Below are 19,888 nucleotides of genomic sequence, written 5' to 3'. Positions count from 1 at the left end.
GGGCTATGTTTGAAATAAAAATCAGTCAAAAATAGGAATTAGAGAAATTCGTGAATTCGTGGCAAAAAAATCATTTTAATCCTTTGAATCTGTGGTAAAAAACTTTTATTTCAGTTGAATGAAAATCTGTTTGTGAGTTGTTTTTCCGTCGTCTTTGATTTTTAAATCTTTATTGGATTCTATTTCAAATTTTGTAGAAGTATCAATTGTTAATGAAATATCCTGATATCTAAATGTTTCTGGAATTTCAGGCAAAGTAATTATGACTTCAACTTCTTTATTTTTCTGTTTATAATCGACTTTAATTCTGTCTCTTAACCAAATGTATTCGTAAACTTCCTGCCAGGGTGCCATCCAGATGGAATCGTTTCCTTTTACACCATATTTGTTTGCTAGTGTTGTCATGTAATATTTAAAGTCCGGAAAACGAATGCTTAAATTCCACAGATTTGTATTTCCGGTTCCGTGCGTAAATTCGTTAAACCAAATTGTATTGGGTTGTTTTACAATTGAATCTATAGTTTTTAAATAACGATCCATAGTTTTAAAACTGGTAGTATCTTTTGAACTTTGCACAAAAGTTCTGGCAGAAATCATTTGATCTAAATTCATTTTTGAATCTACTTTAAAAACGGGGCCAACACCATAATAAGATGCTACAGAAAAATGTCCGTTATTAAGTGCCTCTTTTTCATATTCCAGATAATATTTCTCATCACCTTCTCCGCCGGGAACTACAAAATGCGACATCGTAAAATCAAGATTTTGTTTTATCGAAGTTGTATTTTCAGTTACTTCTGTCAAATAATTTGTGCCGTGTTTGGTTGCGTGGTGAAAACCGTGATTCAAAATATCCCAACCGGCATTGTACATTTCTTTAATTTCCGACCATGAAAGATGTCCGCGATTTGTTGTTAACTCATGAATTGCTCCGCCGTTAATTGCCAAAGCCAATTTAAACGGAATTTTATTTCCGAATCCGTCTGAATAAAAAAGACCTTTTGAAGTTGTTCCATCTCCACCCTGATCAATTTTCCATTCGTTTTTATCTGGATTACTGATTTTTCCGCCATTCAATAATGGAAATGCCGTTAAATAAGCAGATCGATATCCATCGTCGAGTGTAAAACTATAAGCAAAATGTTTATTGAATTTTAAAGCAGCTGGTTTTATTTTGACTTTATTATCTGATTTTAATTTGATTTTAAAGGAAATGGTTTTCGTTTTTGAGGAATCTGTTTTAGTATTAAAATCATTTCCAAAACAAAAAGAAACCGAATTAATTAGAAGAACGAAAGTGAATAAAAATGATTTTATTCGGGAATGTGGTATTTTCATTTTAAGGTTAGAATTAGAGATTCTAAAGATATCAAAAAATGATATTTCAACACATTAAAAGTATTTAACGAAATATAATAATTCTGAATTAAGTAAAAACAGTAAAACATCCCTTATAATCAATACTTTGCAAATAGGCATATAGATTGTATTTCAAGATATAATCTAAAAAAATCCTGCTATGTATCTTTCTAATACAAAAACAATTGTGTTTATTTCGGGAGCTTTTGTGAGTCATTTTTATTGGGAAGAATGGCTTTCTTTTTTTGAAAATAAAGGATACAAAGTTGTAGCGCCTCCATGGATTCATAAAAATGATTCGGTTAAAAATTTAAGAGATAAAAGTCCTTGTGTAAAAATTGGATCGATTCGTTTATTTGATCTTTTGTGTTATTATACCGAAATCATTGAAAAACTTCCGGAGAGACCTATTTTAGTTGGTCATTCTTACGGCGGACTTTTAGTGCAACTGCTTGTTCAGCAAGATTTGGCTGAGGCTGGAATCTGCATTAATCCTTTTCCTCCAAAAGGTTTTACAACTTTAAAACTTTCATTTTATGAAATTATTTTACGTTTTTCCTGTGTAATTTTTTCTTCTAAAAAGACTTTCCTCTTACCGTTTGAAAATTGGAAAAACACATTTTTCAATACTGTATCAAGTCAAAAACAAAAAATGGAATATGACAAATACATTATTCTTGAATCTAAAAGAGCTTTGCGAAATTTATTTTCAAAAAACGCTAAAATCAACTTCAGGAGAAAACATGTTCCGCTCCTTTTTATTTCTTCTTCTGAAGACCAAATTATTCCTCCGAAATTAGTTTACCGAAATTTCAAAAAACATAAAAACCTGTATTCTATAACTTGTTATAAAGAATTCAAAAACAGAAATCATTTTATTATACTCCAGCCAAAATGGGAAGAAACTGCCGAATTCATTTCAAAATGGATTGAAAAAGTCACTTAACTAATTTCTCTTTTTATTTCTAATTTCTTGATTTTTGAATTTAATGTTGAAGGATGGATATCTAAAATTTCGGCAGCACCACCGGCGCCTGAGATTTTACCGTTGCATTTTTTCAGAATGTACAAAATGTAATCCCGTTCATTTTCTAAAATGGTTTTAATCGAAAATGAATCGGTATTTTGCTGTGGATGCATTTTTGATGAAGGCGAAAATTCAATTGTTTTAATTGTATTTCCATCTATAAGCAATAATGTACGCTGTATAAGATGCTCGAGTTCTCTAATATTTCCCGGCCAATCGTAATTTATTATTTGCTGTAAGGCATTTTCAGAAAGTGCCGGGGCTTTTCTATTTGTTCTTTCACTATATATTTTTATAAAATGATCTGCCAATTCGGGAATATCTTCTTTTCGTTTTTTTAGTGACGGAACCAAAATGGGAAAAACATGAAGCCGGTAATACAAATCCATTCTAAAACGTCCTGCCGCGACTTCTTCTTCCAGATTTTTATTGGTTGCTGCAATAATACGAACATCAATTTTTATCGGCATCAATCCACCTACACGCTCTATTTCACGTTCTTGTAAAACACGCAGTAATTTTACCTGAAGTTCTAACGGCATCTCTCCTATTTCATCCAGAAAAATTGTTCCGCCATTTGCCAATTCAAATTTCCCGATTCGTTTTTCTAAAGCGCCGGTAAAAGCCCCTTTTTCATGTCCAAAAAGTAGTGATTCTGCAAGGTTTTCAGGAATTGCACCACAATTTATAATAATTAATGGTTTATCTTTTCTTGGCGATAAATCGTGAATGCTTTTAGCAATTTTTTCTTTTCCTGTGCCGCTTTCGCCTAAAATTAAAACCGATGTGTCTGATGGTGCTACTTTCTTAATGTAATTAAAAACCGTTACCATTTGAGAACTATTGCCAATTATCCCTTCAAAGCCAGATTTTATGTTTTCGATTTTTTCTTTTTTTACAGAAATTTCTTTTGGCTCTATAATTACTGCAGCAGGCGAATAAAAATGAGAAATAAGTTGCGAAAATGTATTTTCAAGATCTGACAATAATTTTAGATTTTCATCAGAATAAACATTAAAATTACGGCTGTAAAAAGTAAAACAGAAACGCTGTGAAACTGCAATTGAAAGCGGAAAAACCAAATACGATTTGATTCCGAAATTATGTGAAATAATTCCTTTTATCGGTGCAGCCTGAAAATTATTAATCAGCGATTCTTCGCTGTAAATAATTGGTTTTATGTCTATTTGAGATTTTACATAGGTCTCGTTTAATTCTCTTATCGATATATCTGCAATTTGAGAAAGCTTTTGTATACTGATAATTTGATATTGATCGATATTTTTTCGGATGATTCCGAGGTTCGAATATTGTTCTGCATTTACAAATCCAACTTCTAAATAATCAAAGCAAATAAAAGTTTGAATGATTTTTGCAAAAGACAATAAAGCTTCTTCGAGTTTTAGGTTTGAATTGATTAACGCAGTAATTTCATTTTTTAATTCTAATTGCTGCATTAACTGAGATTCGAGGCTGTATTTTTGTCTGTAAAAAGCAATTTCCAGAGTTGTCAGGATATCTTGTTCTCTAAACGGTTTTACAATAAATCCATACGGATGCGTAGTTTTGGCCTGATCTAAAATTCTCTTGCTTGAATTTGCGGAAATAAAGATAAAGCCAATATTTTTTTCTTTTAAAATATGTGCCAGCTCGATTCCGTTTTTATCTCCTTTGAGCATAATATCCAAAAATACCAAATCTGGTTTTTGGGTCTGAATTACATCCAAAGCCTGATCGACAGAACGCACAATTCCGATTACTTTATAATTTGCTTTTTCCAGGATTAACTGCAAATCATGTGCTTCAATAAATTGGTCTTCAACAATTAATATTTGTTTTTGAAAGTCGGTTTCGTCAGATTGGGTGCTTTTATCAGACAAGGTTCCCATAAAATGTAGTATTATTTATATTATAATCTTATAATTTACTGGTATAAAATTAGTTAAATAACATCAGTAATTTCAGTGTTTTGAAAAATTTATATCAAAAAAAACAGATTTAATGTGAATTTTCTTGATATTTTTCAAAAAAACCAGACTCCTTTATTTCTATATTTGTTTACTAAAACCAATCCAAAAAACTAATTTTTAACAAATTATGAAACGACCGCATACTTTCTATTTGATTTTGTTAATTACCAATTCATTATTTGCACAAATATCTCCCGCCGTTGCTAAATATGACCTTCCCAAAAAGAGGCTGTTGATTCAATCTTCTTCAATATATTTATTTAATGCCAATCAGGGTGCTATAGATGCAGACAGTTCAGTAGTTGTGGCTTGCAAAGCTTATAAACTTCCTGTTTCTCTAGCTTATGACGAAGGTTTTAATGATGGATCATATATAATTGGAAAAGATTTAATCGAAAAAGGAGATATTAATTCGGTTCAAAAAATCCTATCTAAAACAAAAGGAGAAGATCAAATTAAATTATTACTTCAATTAGGGAATTTTTATCTTTTTAAACCCGGAACAAAACCACAAGATTTACAATACGCAAAACAGTATATTGATAAAGCTGTTTCTTTTAGTAATCAGCTTAAAATAAAAAAATGGCAGCATCAAAGTGCATTGTTGTTAGGCAAATATTATTATCAGGCCAATAATCAGCCGGAAGGCAAAAAAATATTTTTGCAGGTTATAGATAAATGCCGAAAACAAAATGAGAAAAAAGCTCTTGCCGAAGCTTTAGATGCTTATGGAACTCTTTTATTTAATTTAGATCCTGAGAAAGAAAAAATACTGCAAGAAGCTGTTTCGCTTTATGCTTCTCTAAAGCTTGAAGAAAAGAGAATAGAGAATTACATGAAGATTACTACTATTTATTTCTGGACAGGAAAAGTAAACGAAGCCAAAAAAAGACTCTACCAAAATTTAGTTGATTTACGAAAGATTGGTTTTACGCATCAGCAATTTGCAGAAACAACAATAACTTTTATTGAACTAGGTCATCACAATATTCCAACTGCTCTATATTATGCATTAAAAAGTGTGAAAAGAATGGAAGCCGAAAAAGATTATACTTTTGGGGATATTTTTTACACGCGTCTGGGAGATGTATATAACACCTATGGGCATAACGAGGAAGCTCTGGAATTGTATAAAAAAAGTATTAAAATTGGACAGCAGACTCTAAATACCGGTACTTGGTACAAAAGTTTTTTAAGTGCGGTTGCTGCTTTGTCTGCCAAGAAAAAAAACAAGGAAGCCATTGCTTATATTAACACTGTAACCGCAGATTATCCTCCACAAAGTATTTTTGATAAAATGTTGGTAGCTTTTACCACAGCCAATTGTTACGGTGCGTTAAAAAAATACGATTTGGCAGAAAAATACTTTATCGAAATGGATTCCTATGCTCAACAATTAAATACACCTGAAACCTTTCGAGAAGTTGTGCATTGCTACGCAAGTATGGCTTATTTTTATTCATTTACAAATAATGCACAAAAAGCTAAATATTACACCAATAAAGTTTTTACGCTCTGTAAAAGTAACAACAAGACTTACAACTCCGAAATTTTTCAATATTCTTTATATAAAATTGATTCGCTTAATGGCAATTATATTGGTGCATTAGAACATTACAGGAATGTAAAAAAATTTAGTGATTCTACTCTTGGTCTTTCCAAAAACAAACAAATCGATGAACTTAAAATTCAGTATGAAACGGCTAATAAAGAGCAAAAAATTAAACTTTTAAATGATCAGGATAAATTGCAAAAAAGCGAATTGCAAAAATCCAAACTCTTAAATAGCGTATCGATTTGGAGTTTAATTTTATTGCTGGTTATCATTGCGTTATTGTTTAACCGATATCGTTTAAAACAACGAAATCACGCCAAACTTGAAATCAAGGAAAAAGAAATCAATCAGAAAAACATCAATCTCAAGCATTTATTAGATGAAAAAGAATGGCTTTTGAAGGAAATTCATCATCGTGTAAAAAACAATCTTCAAACCGTAATTAGTCTGTTGAATTCGCAATCGGCTTATTTAGAAAATGATATGGCATTATCGGCCATAAAAAATAGTCAGCACAGAATTCATTCGATGTCATTGATTCATCAGAAATTGTACAATTCTGAAAATATTTCGACAATTAATATGCCCAATTATATTAAGGAACTAGTCGAATATTTACGAGAATCTTTTTCACTCGGGCAAAGAATCCGTTTTGAAGTAAAAGTCGATCCGCTGGAATTAGATGTTGCGCACGCCGTCCCGCTTGGTTTGATCTTAAATGAAGCCATTACGAACTCTATCAAATATGCTTTTCCTGAAGATCGAACCGGAATGATTTACATAACGCTTGAAACGAAAGCTGAAAATGAATATTTATTGACTATTTCTGATAACGGAATTGGTTTTGATTTAAACCTCAGCAATACAAAAACAAACTCGTTTGGAATGAGCTTAATAAAAGGTTTAACTGATGATCTTGACGGGAAATTAACAATCGAAAATAATAACGGAACGATTTTGAAAATCGAATTTTCGCAAGAATTTCCGCTGAATCAAAAAAGGAAAGTGATTTAAAACCTAAATTTGTACATCAAAATACCAATTCGGTTTTAGCTTATCTGCAAATGACACACAAAATTTTAATTATAGACGACGAAGAAAAACTGAGAAGTCTGCTGGCGCGTATTATAAAATCGGAAGGATTTGAAGTTTTTGAAGCCAAAGATTTAAAATCAGGTTTTAAAAAACTGGAGCAAACCGAAATTGATGTCGTTTTGTGTGATGTGAAACTGCCCGACGGAAATGGTGTTGATTTTCTTCAAAATATAAAAGGAAGCTTTCCTTTAGTAGAAGTTGTTCTTTTAACTGCTTTTGGAAATATTCCAGACGGTGTTCAGGCCATGAAAAATGGCGCTTTTGATTATATCGTAAAAGGCGATGATAATGATAAAATTATTCCGCTTCTATATAAAGCGGTTGAAAAGGTGCAATTGCAGAAAAAAATACAACAGTTGGAAAACCGTATTGGCAAGAAATATTCTTTCAATACTATTATTGGAAAATCGAAAGGAATTGAACAGGTAATTGATTTGGCACAAAAAGTAGCCAAAACCGATTCGACAGTTTTACTAACCGGAGAAACCGGAACCGGAAAAGAAGTTTTTGCACAGGCCATCCATGAAAACAGCAATCGTGTCGGGAAATCTTTTGTGGCTTTGAACTGCAGTACTTTTAGCAAAGAAATTCTGGAAAGCGAACTTTTTGGTCACAAACAAGGCGCTTTTACCGGAGCTTTAAAAGATAAAAAAGGTTTTATTGAAGAAGCCAATGGCGGCACTTTATTTTTGGATGAAATTGGGGAAATGCCAATCGATCTTCAGGCGAAATTATTACGTGTTTTAGAAACTTCCGAATATATTCCGGTTGGCGATACGACTCCAAAAAAATCAAATTTCAGATTAATTGCCGCTACCAATCGAGATTTAAAAACAGAAAGTGATGAACACCGTTTTCGCTCTGATTTGTATTTTCGTTTGAATATTTTCGAAATTAAATTGCCTTCGTTACGTGAAAGAATCAAAGATATTTCAGTCTTAGCACATTATTTCGTCAAACAGTTTTCTGAAAAAACGAATAAAAAAACTTTACATATTGCCGATGATTTTCTGCAAAAATTAGAAAATTATTCCTGGCCTGGAAATATTCGGGAACTTAAAAATATCATCGAAAGATCGGTTATTTTGAGTAATGGAGATACTTTAACTTCAGATGTTTTGCCTTATGAAATGCAACATCAACCCGAAAAACCAACTAAATCAATTTCGGCTTTTTCTATGGAAAGTGTTGAAAAACTTCATATCCAAAAGGTTTTAAATTATACAAAAGGAAATAAAGCTGAAACGGCAAGATTGTTAGAAATTGGAATTGCAACTTTGTATAGAAAGTTAGAAGAATATGGGATAGAAAATTCCAAAATTTAAAAAATTCCAAATTCCAATATCAATGGCAATTTCAAATTTCAATATCAACTCAAAGAATATTACATTTTACAATTCACAATTCACAATTCACAATTAAATAAACCTATCATTTCAATAAAAGCTTATCATTTTGATAGGCTTTTTTTATGTCTTTTTTTTGGCACAAAACTACATTCCTTTTATTCATAACACTTTAGCTTCACCTCAACTTTTTCGGAACATATTTTGGCATAAGGAGAAAGAACATAAAAATTCATTCTCATGAAAAATCAAGTCACCTCCATCTACAAACAAGCCGAACGCTTTGCCGAGATCACTAAAAAATCTATTATATCTGGAAACATTGTCCGTGCTAAAAAATGCCTGGCACTTGCTGAGCGCTTATTCATTAGCGGAAGCATCGAAACTAAAAACGCCATTTCTAACGTGTATGTTTTCTCTGTTTCTTCTTTTATGGAAGTGCGTCACTGCAACATTTCACATCTTTTCCCGCAATCGCTTAAAGCGGAATATATCAAGCAGGTAAATGCTTCGGGTGTGTAAAAGTTTAATCGGTTAATTGTTAAATCATTAAATCGAATGACAATCTAAAATCTAAAATCTGAACTCTAAAATAATCTTATGATCACTTTTCTTTTACTCGCATTGGCTGTTTTGCTTTTTGCCATTTGTTTTAAATCAGTTGAATTTTTTGAAAAAATCTAAATCATGACTGCACTATTTATTATTTCGCTCGCCGTTTTTGGGTATTTGGTTTATGTATTAATCAAACCTGAAAAATTTTAATCTGGTGAAAAGTTATAAGTGAGATGTTAGATGTTATGCGTCAATCCTCATTTACAAATCACATCTCACTTTTCGCAAATCACATTTTACAAAAACTCACATATTATGAACACAGAATTATTAGGCGTCATTGGTATTTTTATCCTAACTATAGTTTTAGCTATTCCGATTGGGAAATATATTGCTAAAGTTTATTTGGGCGATAAAACACTTCTTGACCCGATTTTCAATCCAATTGAAAAATTTATTTTTAAAATCAGCGGAATCAATTCTACTGAAGAAATGAACTGGAAACAACACTTAAAAGCACTTTTAAGTATTAATATGGTTTGGTTCTTTCTTTGCTTTTTTGTCTTATTGTTTCAGGGATCTTTATTCCTAAATCCTGATAACAACCCGTCCATGAGTCCTGATTTGGCTTTTAATACTGCCATTTCATTTGTCGTAAACTGTAATTTACAGCATTACTCAGGCGAAAGCGGGGTTTCTTATTTATCGCAAATGTTTCTAATGTTCCTGCAATTTGTTTCTGCTGGTGTCGGAATGGCCGCAGCCGCAATGATTTTTACAGCAATGAAAGAAAGAACTACCGATAAACTTGGGAATTTCTACAATTATTTCATCAAAAGCTGTACACGTGTTTTGTTACCGCTTTCTGCCATTGTTGCTGTTGCATTATTGTTCAGCGGAACTCCTATGACTTTTGAAGGAAAAGATGCTATTACAACGCTTCAAGGCGATCATGTAGAAGTTTCACGCGGACCCGCAGCAGCCTTTATTGCTATTAAACATATTGGTACAAACGGTGGTGGTTTTTTTGGAGCCAACTCGGCACATCCATTAGAAAACCCGACTTATTTTACTAATGCGGTTGAACTTTGGGCGCAATTAATTGTTCCTTTCGCTATGATTTTTGCTTTAGGTTTTTATCTAAAGAAAAAGAAATTATCCTATGTGATTTTTGGAGTCATGACAGTTGGTTTTTTACTCCTTGTTATCCCAACAGTTATAAGTGAACTGAACGGAAATCCTGCTATCGAAAAAATGGGAATTGCTCAAACAACCGGAGCAATGGAAGGAAAAGAAGTTCGGTTTGGTCCAGCAATTTCAGGCTTTTGGAGTATTGCTACAACCGTAATTTCTACAGGTTCTGTAAACAGTATGCACGATAGTTCGATGCCAATTTCCGGAACGATGCAATTGCTTGCTATGATGGTGAATGCGTTTTATGGAGGTTGTGGCGTTGGAATCCTGAATTTTTATATTTTCATTATTCTCGCCGTATTTATTTCCGGATTAATGGTTGGTCGAACTCCCGAATTTTTAGGTAAGAAAATCGAAGCGCGGGAAGTAAAAATTGCTGCTTTTATCGCCATTCTACACCCTTTATTAATATTGGCAGGAACAGCATTGGCTTCTTATTTTGCTGCGCATGATACTGCAATGGGTTATTGGTTCAGCGGAAATGCAACAGGCTGGTTAAATAATCCTGGCAATCACGGATTCTCAGAAATGTTATATGAATATACTTCAAGCGCTGCCAATAACGGTTCTGGTTTTGAAGGTCTGGGAGATAATAATCCGTTTTGGAATATCACTACAGGAATTGTATTGTTGTTAAGTCGTTTTATTCCGATAATCGGGCCATTAGCAATCGCAGGTTTACTAGCAAACAAAAAATATATTCCCGAAAGCGCAGGAACTTTAAAAACGGATACTTCTATTTTCGGAGTAATGGTTTTCGCTGTAATCGCCATTATTGCTGCTTTATCGTTTTTTCCGGCTCTCGCTTTAGGACCATTGGCAGAATATTTTACACTAAAATAAAAATGCGGAATATTTTAAATACATAAAAATAAACGTAAAATATTTCAAACATAGCCCGTGGTTTCAACCATGGGAAACGAATTGCGGAACACAGATTGTATATATGTTGCGTTCCAGTAGTTGAAACCACTGGCTATGTTTACAATTGATGAATTTATTCCGCATAACATTTCACAAATAACATTTAACTTTTTACAAGAAAATGACAACTAATAAATCCACATCATTGTTTGAAAGCAAACAGGTAAAGGAAGCCTTCGTGCAGTCTTTTGTCAAGCTTAATCCCAAATTGATGATCAAAAATCCGGTAATGTTTACCGTAGAAATAGGAACCGCCATTATGTTTGCTGTTTGTGTTTCTATTTTAATGGGAGCAACAGATCAAGGTAGTTTTATCTATAATTTAATTGTGTTTTTCATTTTACTGGCAACCCTTTTATTTGCCAATTTTGCCGAAGCAATTGCCGAAGCAAGAGGAAAAGCACAAGCCGACAGTTTGCGAAAAACAAGAGAAGAAACTCCGGCAAGACAAATTTTACCAAACGGAGAAATCAAAAACATCAGTTCTTCACAACTAAAAAAAGGCGATATTTTCGTTTGCGAATCAGGTGATTTAATTGCAACTGATGGTGAAATTATCGAAGGTTTGGCAACCATTGACGAAAGTGCCATTACCGGAGAAAGTGCTCCAGTAATTCGGGAAGCCGGAGGTGATAAATCATCTGTAACCGGAGGAACAAAAGTGTTATCTGATAAAATTAAAGTAATTGTAACCTCAGAACCTGGCGAAAGCTTTTTGGACAAAATGATTGCTTTGGTGGAAGGTGCAAGTCGTCAGAAAACGCCAAATGAAATTGCTTTAACCATTTTATTAGCGGCATTTACTTTAATCTTCGTCATTGTGTGTGTTACCTTAAAACCTTTTGCAGATTATGCCAATGCGCCCATCACGATTGCGGCTTTCATTGCTTTGTTTGTATGTTTAATTCCAACTACAATTGGAGGTTTGCTTTCTGCGATTGGTATTGCGGGAATGGACAGAGCTTTGCGAGCTAACGTAATTACAAAATCGGGTAAAGCGGTTGAAACTGCCGGAGATATTGATGTTTTGCTTTTGGATAAAACCGGAACCATTACCATTGGAAACAGAAAAGCAACTAATTTTTATCCTTCAAAAGGAATTTCTGAAGAAGATTTTATAAAATCTGCTGTGTTAAGTTCATTGGCAGATGATACTCCGGAAGGGAAAAGTATCGTGGAATTGGCTGGAGCCGAGATTGCCAATAAATTATCAATTGAAGGTGCTACTTTAATAAAATTTACCGCAGAAACCAGAACTTCCGGAGTTGTTTTAAAAGACGGAACCAACATTCGAAAAGGTGCTCAGGATGCTGCAAAAAACATTGCGGCTCAGGCTGGAAATAATTTCCCTGAGGATACTGCTCAAAAAGTAATTGCTATTTCTACAAACGGAGGAACACCATTGGTGGTAATCAAAAACAATCAGGTTCAGGGCGTTATCGAATTGCAGGATATCATTAAAACCGGAATGAAAGAACGTTTTGACCGTTTGAGAAAAATGGGTGTAAAAACGGTTATGGTTACTGGCGATAATCCGCTTACGGCGAAGTTTATTGCTGAAGCGGCCGGTGTTGATGATTTTATTGCCGAAGCGAAACCTGAGGATAAAATGAATTACATCAAAAACGAGCAAAATCTAGGAAAATTAGTTGCCATGATGGGCGACGGAACAAATGATGCTCCTGCCCTTGCGCAAGCAAACGTAGGTGTTGCCATGAATAGCGGAACACAAGCGGCCAAAGAAGCCGGAAACATGGTCGATCTTGACAATGATCCAACGAAACTAATCGAGATTATTGAAATTGGAAAGCAACTTTTAATGACTCGCGGAACTTTAACCACTTTTTCTATTGCGAATGACGTTGCGAAATATTTTGCTATTGTTCCTGCTCTTTTTATTACTGCAATTCCTGCGTTGCAAGGTTTAAATATCATGCATTTGCATAGTCCGGAAAGTGCAATTTTATCAGCAGTGATTTTCAATGCGATTATCATTCCTATTTTGATTCCGCTTGCCTTGAGAGGTGTTGATTACAAACCAATTGGCGCGAGTGCCATCTTAAAAAGAAATCTTTTAATCTACGGTTTAGGCGGATTGATTGTTCCTTTTATCGGAATCAAATTGATTGATTTAGTGGTAGCACTTTTTATGTAAGGTTCTAAGATACTAAGGTACTGAGGAACTAAGGTACTAAGGTACTAAGAAAAAAGCCTTAGAATCTTAGTTCCTCAGTCCCTTAGAACCTTAAAAAAACTCAAATTAAAAACATACTTCGAATTAATAAGCTTCTGAAAAAAACTTAGAATCTTAGTCCCTTAGAACCTTAAAAAAAAACTCAAATTAAAAACACAGACTTTAGATTACTAAGCTTCTAAAAAAACTTAGAACCTTAGCAACTTAGTCCCTTAGAATCTCAAAAAATGAAAAATCTATTTTCTATAATAAAACTTACTGCGGTTACTCTAATCTTATTCGCAGTTATTTATCCTTTAGCGATTTACGGAATTGCACAATTGGCTCCAAATCAAGGAAAAGGAGAAACTATTTCGGTTAACGGAAAAGTGGTTGGTTACCAAAAAATTGGTCAGAAATTCGATAAGTCGAATTATTTCTGGGGAAGACCTTCGGCTGTGGATTATAATGCTTCCGGAAGTGCCGGAAGTAACAAAGGACCAAGTAATGCCGAATATCTGGCTTTGGTTCAAAAAAGAATTGATACACTTTTATTGGTTCATCCATACTTGAAAAAATCGGAGATTCCCTCAGATATGGTTACGGCTTCTGGAAGTGGTTTGGATCCTAATATTTCTCCGCAAGGCGCTTTGATTCAGGTTAAACGTGTCGCCAAAGAACGAAAATTATCTGAAGACAAGGTAAAAGCTTTGGTTGAATCTAAAATTAATTCGGCTGTTGTTGGACCTGAAACGGTTAATGTTTTGGAATTGAATGTGGCGCTTGATGAGCTTCGCTAAAAAAGATTTTGAGGTTCTGAGTCGCTATCCCGAGGCTTCGGGACTAAGGTTTTTCTCCTGCAAGGTTTTCAAAACCTTGTAGGTATGAATCTACATCAACTAGTTCTCATGAAGTAACCGCCAAGTTTGTCATTCCGAGGAACGAGGAATCTCCGCGAGTAACTCGACAAAGATTGGCGAATTTCTATACGGATTTTCTTGTGGAGATTGCTTCGCCAATTCGCTATCGCTCGTGTCCTCGTTTTTTGGAATGACAAACAGAGCGTGAACTGAAACTTAAAATTAAATACCTACAAGGTTTTGAAAACCTTGCAGGAAAACAAAACGCCTTTTTACCCCCAATACCCTAGCCCCGATAGTAGTGGAAATCCTTTTGTGTCTCGTTAGAGAAACGAGACACAAAAGATTGAAACGGATAGCGGGATTAGCTCCTAAAAAAAACTACTAAGAAATAATACCTACAAGTTTTTGAAAACCTTGCAGGAAAACAAAACGCCTTTTTACCCCAAATAATAAAAACAAAAATGAAAAAAATTATACTTACTGCTTTAATCGCATTCGGTTTTAGCAATTTATACGCTCAGGAAGAATCAAAAAGTCCGCTGACATTTTCAGGATATGTAGACACTTATTATAGTTACGATTTTGGAAAACCGGATAATCATACGCGACCAAACTTTTTTTATAGTTATAATAAAAGCAACGAGGTAAACCTGAATTTAGGAATGGCGAAAGTAAATTATTCGAAAGAAAATATTCGTGGAAATTTTGCCTTGATGGCGGGAACTTACGCCGAATATAATATGTCTGCCGAGCAAGGTTTACTGAAAAATGTTTATGAAGCAAATGTGGGCGTGAAGATTTCGAAAAACCATAATTTATGGATTGATGCGGGAATTATGCCTTCGCATATTGGTTTTGAAAGTGCGATTGGAAAAGACTGCCAGACTTTAACGAGAAGTATTTTGGCTGAGAATTCTCCTTATTATGAAACGGGAGTTAAAATTGGTTATACCTCTGAATCTGGAAAATGGTATTTGGCTGGTATGTACTTAAATGGCTGGCAGAGAATTGAAAAAGTTGAAGGAAATCAAACGCCTGCTTTTGGAACACAGCTAACTTACAAACCAACGGATAACGTGGTTTTGAACTGGAGTACTTATGTTGGAAATGAACAGCCGGATATGGATAAAAAATGGCGTTATTTCAACAACTTTTACGGGCAATTTAAAGTAACAGACAAAACAAATATTACGGCTGGTTTTGACGTTGGGTCGCAACAATCGGCTAAAAACAGCAACAAATACGATACTTGGTTTTCACCCGTTTTGATTTTGCAATACAAACCAATTGATAAAATTCAGTTGGCGATGCGTGGTGAATATTACAGCGACGAAAAAGGTGTAATTATCGCAACAGAAACACCAAACGGATTTAAAACTTACGGATTTTCGGCTAACTTTGATTACTTAGTTACTGATAATGTTATGTTTAGAATTGAAGCCAGAAATCTTTCGAGTAAAGATGAAATATTTACAAAAGATAATCTTCCAACGGACACGAATACGTTTGTAACGACTTCGTTGGCGATTAGTTTTTAGCTTTAGGCAATAGGCTTTAGGCAGTAAGCTTTGAAAAGTCAAACTGCCTATAGCCTACAGCTTATAGCTTAAAGCAATATTTTTATGGAACAGAAAAATAGCAACGCACAGCACTTTCTTGATTTAATTCAGAAATCACGAAAAGGGAAGTTTAAAATCTACATTGGGATGAGTGCCGGTGTGGGCAAGACTTTTCGTATGTTGCAGGAAGCGCATTCATTGTTGAAGAATGGAATCGATGTAAAAATTGGCTACATCGAAACGCATATGCGGAAGGAAACGCATGAGTTGTTGGCGGGTTTACCGATAATTCCGAGACGAACCATTTTCTATAAAGGAAAACAGCTTGAAGAACTTGATGTTCAAGCCATAATCAATCTCAGACCTGAAGTTGTAATTGTTGATGAACTGGCACACACGAACGTTGAGGGAAGCAAAAATGAAAAACGCTGGCAGGATGTTTTAGAAATTTTAGACGCGGGAATTAATGTAATTTCGGCGGTAAATATTCAGCATATTGAGAGTTTAAACGAGGATGTGAAACGTATTACGGGAATTGATGTTCAGGAGCGCATTCCGGATAATGTCTTGCGTTTGGCAGATGAAGTCGTAAACATCGATTTGACTTCGGAAGATTTGATTGCGCGTTTGAAAGAAGGAAAAATTTATACTCCGGATAAAATTCAGACGGCTTTGACGAACTTTTTTAAATCGGAACAAATTCTGCAGTTACGTGAATTGGCTTTGAAGGAAGTCGCAAGTCAGGTCGTTCGAAAAGTCGAAAGTGAAGTTCCAAACCTGCACGCATTACGGCATGAAAAATTGTTGGCGTGTATTAGCAGTAACGATAAAACGGCTAAAATTGTGATTCGGAAAGCGGCACGATTGGCAAGTTATTATAATGGAAGCTGGTATGTTTTGTATGTAGAAACTCCTAAAGAAAGCAGTACCAAAATTGCATTAGACAAACAAAGACATTTAATTAATAACTTTAAACTCGCCGTACAACTCGGCGCAGAAGTCATTAAACTGGAACATAAAAATATTGCCGATGCGATTTTGATCACCGTTGAAGAAAAACAAATTACAACTGTCTGCATCGGAAAACCGCATTTGAATTTATTTAAAGTAATTTTGTCTACAACTATTTTCAGGCGTTTATTAAATAGCTTGTCTTTATCGAATGTTGACCTTGTTATACTATCGTAATGTTTTTTAAACCATATAAGTCATATAAGTTCATTTTTATTAGAGCCGTTAAATTTAACCGCAAAGAACGCGAGGTTTTACGCAAGGTTCGCTGAAATTTTTGCTCGCAAAGACGCAAGTTCGCAAAGCCTTCTTATAATTTCTATTCTTTACCTTAATATTACGCATTGTTATATTTCCTTATATCACTTATATGGTGAAAAAAAATTAAATGTTTTATAAAATGAGAATTAAAACCAAATTGAATCTGGGCGTTGGATTGTTATTTTTAATGATCATCATACTTTCGTTAGTGAGTGGCTATTCTGTTTTTTTGATAAAAGCAGACACGGAGAATATTCTGAAAGCGAATTATAATACGCTGGAATATTCGCGAAATATGATTTTGTCTTTGGATGAAATTAAAGATAGTCCGGATAATAAGATTCATGTTTTTAAGGAATATCTTGAAAAACAAACAAAAAATGTTACCGAACCTGGCGAAAAAGAAGCAACGGCAAAACTTGAAAATGATTTTTCGCTTTTAGAAAAAAATAGTGCAGACGAGAAGATAAAAGCACAAATCAGACAAGATATTTTTGCGATTATGAAACTCAATCTGGATGCCATAAAACAGAAAAGCGACATCGCGAAACATACTGCCGAAAATGCCAATTTATGGATTGCCATTGTGGGAAGTTTATGTTTTTTGATTGCTTTTAATTTATTGGTGAATCTGCCGAATAACATTGCCAATCCGATTAAGGAATTAACGCAGAGTATTAAGGAAATTGCGAACAAAAACTATTCGGAACGCGTTCATTTTACCAATCATAACGAATATGGCGATTTGGCAAAATCGTTTAATACGATGGCGCAAAAACTTCAGGAATATAATGATAGTAACTTGTACAAATTATTCTTTGAGAAAAAGCGACTTGAAACGCTGATCAATAATATGAATGATCCTATTATTGGATTGGATAATGACGGAATTATTTTGTTTGTGAATGATGAAGCGCTGAAAATTATTGGTCTGAAATTGGAAGATGTTATCGGGAAATCGGCTTCTACTCTAGCTTTGTCGAATGATTTGATTCGTTCCTTAATTTTAAAAGACGATTCAAAATCTCCTAAAAAACAACCGCTTAAAATTTACGCGCACGGAAAGGAAAGTTATTTCGAAAAAGAAATTCTGAATATTACGATAATTCCAACTGGCGAAGAAAAAGAAATCAATATTGGCGATGTGATTATTCTGCGAAATATTACGCTTTTTAAAGAACTGGATTTTGCCAAAACCAATTTTATTGCAACCGTTTCGCACGAATTAAAAACGCCAATTGCTTCTATAAAATTAAGTCTGCAATTGCTTGAAAATGCCAAAACGGGCGACATGAACGATGATCAGAAACAATTAGTTGAAAGCATAAAAGATGATAGTCAGCGTTTATTAAAAATCACGGGCGAATTGCTGAATTTATCGCAATTAGAAACGGGAAATATTCAGCTGAATATCGAAAAAAGCAATCCACACGAAATTGTACATTATGCTGTTGAAGCTGTAAAAGTTCAGGCCGATCAAAAACAAATTAAATTGGTTATTGATGCCGATGAAAATCTCGAAGACGTAAAAGCCGACAGCGAAAAAACAGGCTGGGTTTTGATTAATTATTTGTCGAATGCCATTCGGTATTCTTCGGAAAAAAGCACGATTATCATCCAATTAAAAAAAGAGAATAACCAAATTGTATTTCAGGTTATCGACACCGGAAAAGGAATTGATGCAAGATACAAAGACAAGGTTTTTGATAAATATTTTCAGGTTCCGGGAAGTCAGAAATCCGGAACCGGATTGGGATTGGCAATTAGCAAAGAATTTATTGAAGCACAAAATGGGAATGTTGGCGTAGAAAGTAATTTAGGATTAGGAAGTACGTTTTGGTTTGCACTAAAAGTGTAAAAAGAGCCAAAGGCTCAAATTATATTGTAGGGCTGGACTTCAGTCCAGTCTATTAAACAATATGCGCCGAGCCTTCGGCTTTTTTGCATTGTGGATATATTTTTTAACCGGATTAAAATCCGGCCCTACAATATGAATCGTCCCTTCGGGACTTAAAAAATATGATGACATTAAATTTTCAACGGATTGAAATCCATTGCTACAATATAAATCATTCCTTCGGAATTTTAAAAACAGATCTAATATTTTCTTCATTTGGTTATGATTGTTAACCCTGAGCGAAGCCGAAAGTTTTATAGCATAAAAGGTCTTCGACTTCGTTCAAACTGACAAATGAAAACGTTTATGTATTCGAAGTATTATTCTTAATCTCCATCACTTCTCTTTTTACTTCCAGAAGTAATTCTTTCATACTTTCGGTTTCAGATAAAGTTTGCTTTTTATCTGATCGGCCTATATTACATTCGTATTCCCAAATCTCTAAAATATCAGAAGCTTTCACTTCATAATTTGGGTAAAAACTATTATCTGATTCTAAAACCAAGGCGTTTTTTTTGTTTTTGTTGAGTCGTTTATACACCATCCCTTCATTTTTGGTAATCAGGATATAGGTCTTGCCATCCATCACCTCTCCCAGCCTTTCCACATAACGACCTATAATAATCGAACCATCTTCATGTGGTGGCATCGAATCGCCTTCAACAGGAAAACCTCTGTGTTTACCCGGCCCTAAAAAAGGAAGCGAAACCTGCTGTAAGCTTTCAATATATTCCGGATCGGCATATCCGTTTAAATAACCTGCTTTTGCTTTTTGAGATACAATTTCGATATAATTTTCTCCAAAATTATCGACCTGAATAGGCAGAATAAGTCGATTCCCTTCGAGTTTTATCAAATTTTCGATGTTTATTTTCCGAATATCGACCGACAATAACAAATCGATACTTGTATGAAAAAACAAGGCGATTTTCTTTAAAATATCATACGGTGCTTCCGAAGTTCCATCTTCGTATTTCACGTATCTTCCTCTTGTAATGCTCAGGTTTCCAGCTAATTTTTCTTGTGATATTTTGTGCTTAACCCTTAATGCTCTGATGTTGTCTGAAAATAAGGACATAACTAATTTGTTATAATTTGG

At 34.2% G+C, this 19,888-nt stretch carries 14 protein-coding genes; 11 read left to right on the top strand and 3 right to left on the bottom strand.

Annotated features, from left to right (window positions below):
* Nucleotides 1-105 precede the first annotated feature (105 nt).
* Complete coding sequence (locus ASD98_RS13185; protein WP_056205404.1) at nucleotides 106-1,338, bottom strand: polysaccharide deacetylase family protein; 1,233 nt, start codon at nucleotides 1,336-1,338, stop codon at nucleotides 106-108.
* A 181-nt stretch (nucleotides 1,339-1,519) separates the two neighbouring features.
* On the opposite strand from ASD98_RS13185, the gene ASD98_RS13180 reads away from it, so the two are divergent.
* On the top strand, nucleotides 1,520-2,305 hold the full coding sequence (locus ASD98_RS13180; protein WP_242412110.1) for an alpha/beta hydrolase: 786 nt from the start codon (nucleotides 1,520-1,522) through the stop codon (nucleotides 2,303-2,305).
* Here ASD98_RS13180 and ASD98_RS13175 read toward each other — a convergent pair.
* Nucleotides 2,302-4,275: a sigma 54-interacting response regulator gene (locus ASD98_RS13175; RefSeq protein ID WP_056205402.1), complete on the bottom strand. Its 1,974-nt coding sequence runs from the start codon at nucleotides 4,273-4,275 to the stop codon at nucleotides 2,302-2,304. The genes ASD98_RS13180 and ASD98_RS13175 overlap by 4 nt on opposite strands.
* Before the next feature lie 208 nt (nucleotides 4,276-4,483).
* Here ASD98_RS13175 and ASD98_RS13170 point away from each other — a divergent pair, with 208 nt between their 5' ends.
* The 10 genes from ASD98_RS13170 (at nucleotide 4,484) to ASD98_RS13130 (ending at nucleotide 18,750) form a co-directional block, all read left to right on the top strand.
* The gene (locus ASD98_RS13170) at nucleotides 4,484-6,925 is read left to right on the top strand and encodes a sensor histidine kinase (RefSeq protein ID WP_056205401.1); all 2,442 of its coding nucleotides are present in this window, start codon (nucleotides 4,484-4,486) and stop codon (nucleotides 6,923-6,925) included.
* A gap of 50 nt (nucleotides 6,926-6,975) precedes the next feature.
* Nucleotides 6,976-8,331 (top strand): sigma-54 dependent transcriptional regulator, encoded by a 1,356-nt coding sequence (locus ASD98_RS13165; protein WP_056205399.1) that lies wholly within the window; start codon nucleotides 6,976-6,978, stop codon nucleotides 8,329-8,331.
* A 261-nt stretch (nucleotides 8,332-8,592) separates the two neighbouring features.
* A complete protein-coding gene (locus ASD98_RS13160; protein ID WP_056205397.1) occupies nucleotides 8,593-8,874 on the top strand; it encodes a hypothetical protein in 282 nt (93 codons plus the stop codon).
* A 165-nt stretch (nucleotides 8,875-9,039) separates the two neighbouring features.
* Nucleotides 9,040-9,117, top strand: a complete 78-nt coding sequence (gene kdpF, locus ASD98_RS23710) for a K(+)-transporting ATPase subunit F (protein ID WP_082577848.1) — start codon at nucleotides 9,040-9,042, stop codon at nucleotides 9,115-9,117.
* Nucleotides 9,118-9,222: 105 nt separating this feature from the next.
* Nucleotides 9,223-10,944: a potassium-transporting ATPase subunit KdpA gene (gene kdpA / locus ASD98_RS13155; protein ID WP_056205396.1), complete on the top strand. Its 1,722-nt coding sequence runs from the start codon at nucleotides 9,223-9,225 to the stop codon at nucleotides 10,942-10,944.
* Between the two features lie 202 nt (nucleotides 10,945-11,146).
* Entirely contained in the window at nucleotides 11,147-13,180 is a 2,034-nt protein-coding gene (gene kdpB / locus ASD98_RS13150; protein WP_056205394.1) for a potassium-transporting ATPase subunit KdpB, read from the top strand.
* Nucleotides 13,181-13,446: 266 nt separating this feature from the next.
* A complete protein-coding gene (locus tag ASD98_RS13145) occupies nucleotides 13,447-13,998 on the top strand; it encodes a K(+)-transporting ATPase subunit C (protein ID WP_056205392.1) in 552 nt (183 codons plus the stop codon).
* Nucleotides 13,999-14,522: 524 nt separating this feature from the next.
* Entirely contained in the window at nucleotides 14,523-15,599 is a 1,077-nt protein-coding gene (locus ASD98_RS13140; protein WP_056205390.1) for a porin, read from the top strand.
* Between the two features lie 84 nt (nucleotides 15,600-15,683).
* Nucleotides 15,684-16,808: a histidine kinase gene (locus ASD98_RS13135; protein WP_056205388.1), complete on the top strand. Its 1,125-nt coding sequence runs from the start codon at nucleotides 15,684-15,686 to the stop codon at nucleotides 16,806-16,808.
* Nucleotides 16,809-17,031: 223 nt separating this feature from the next.
* Entirely contained in the window at nucleotides 17,032-18,750 is a 1,719-nt protein-coding gene (locus ASD98_RS13130; RefSeq protein ID WP_056205386.1) for an ATP-binding protein, read from the top strand.
* Nucleotides 18,751-19,093: 343 nt separating this feature from the next.
* On the opposite strand, the gene ASD98_RS13125 is transcribed toward ASD98_RS13130, so the two are convergent.
* Nucleotides 19,094-19,867, bottom strand: coding sequence for a LexA family transcriptional regulator (locus ASD98_RS13125; protein ID WP_056205456.1), 774 nt, complete (start codon nucleotides 19,865-19,867; stop codon nucleotides 19,094-19,096).
* Between the last annotated feature and the right edge of the window lie 21 nt (nucleotides 19,868-19,888).

Source organism: Flavobacterium sp. Root186 (assembly GCF_001428525.1).
GTDB lineage: Bacteria > Bacteroidota > Bacteroidia > Flavobacteriales > Flavobacteriaceae > Flavobacterium.
This window is presented reverse-complemented; position numbering and strand designations above follow the sequence as displayed.

Excerpts from the sequence above, each read along its gene's own strand:
- ASD98_RS13185 (WP_056205404.1), bottom strand. The coding sequence starts at position 1,338 with ATGAAAATACCACATTCCCGAATAAAATCATTTTTATTCACTTTCGTT.
- ASD98_RS13180 (WP_242412110.1), top strand. The coding sequence starts at position 1,520 with ATGTATCTTTCTAATACAAAAACAATTGTGTTTATTTCGGGAGCTTTT.
- ASD98_RS13175 (WP_056205402.1), bottom strand. The coding sequence starts at position 4,275 with ATGGGAACCTTGTCTGATAAAAGCACCCAATCTGACGAAACCGACTTT.
- ASD98_RS13170 (WP_056205401.1), top strand. The coding sequence starts at position 4,484 with ATGAAACGACCGCATACTTTCTATTTGATTTTGTTAATTACCAATTCA.
- ASD98_RS13165 (WP_056205399.1), top strand. The coding sequence starts at position 6,976 with ATGACACACAAAATTTTAATTATAGACGACGAAGAAAAACTGAGAAGT.
- ASD98_RS13160 (WP_056205397.1), top strand. The coding sequence starts at position 8,593 with ATGAAAAATCAAGTCACCTCCATCTACAAACAAGCCGAACGCTTTGCC.
- kdpF (WP_082577848.1), top strand. The coding sequence starts at position 9,040 with ATGACTGCACTATTTATTATTTCGCTCGCCGTTTTTGGGTATTTGGTT.
- kdpA (WP_056205396.1), top strand. The coding sequence starts at position 9,223 with ATGAACACAGAATTATTAGGCGTCATTGGTATTTTTATCCTAACTATA.
- kdpB (WP_056205394.1), top strand. The coding sequence starts at position 11,147 with ATGACAACTAATAAATCCACATCATTGTTTGAAAGCAAACAGGTAAAG.
- ASD98_RS13145 (WP_056205392.1), top strand. The coding sequence starts at position 13,447 with ATGAAAAATCTATTTTCTATAATAAAACTTACTGCGGTTACTCTAATC.
- ASD98_RS13140 (WP_056205390.1), top strand. The coding sequence starts at position 14,523 with ATGAAAAAAATTATACTTACTGCTTTAATCGCATTCGGTTTTAGCAAT.
- ASD98_RS13135 (WP_056205388.1), top strand. The coding sequence starts at position 15,684 with ATGGAACAGAAAAATAGCAACGCACAGCACTTTCTTGATTTAATTCAG.
- ASD98_RS13130 (WP_056205386.1), top strand. The coding sequence starts at position 17,032 with ATGAGAATTAAAACCAAATTGAATCTGGGCGTTGGATTGTTATTTTTA.
- ASD98_RS13125 (WP_056205456.1), bottom strand. The coding sequence starts at position 19,867 with ATGTCCTTATTTTCAGACAACATCAGAGCATTAAGGGTTAAGCACAAA.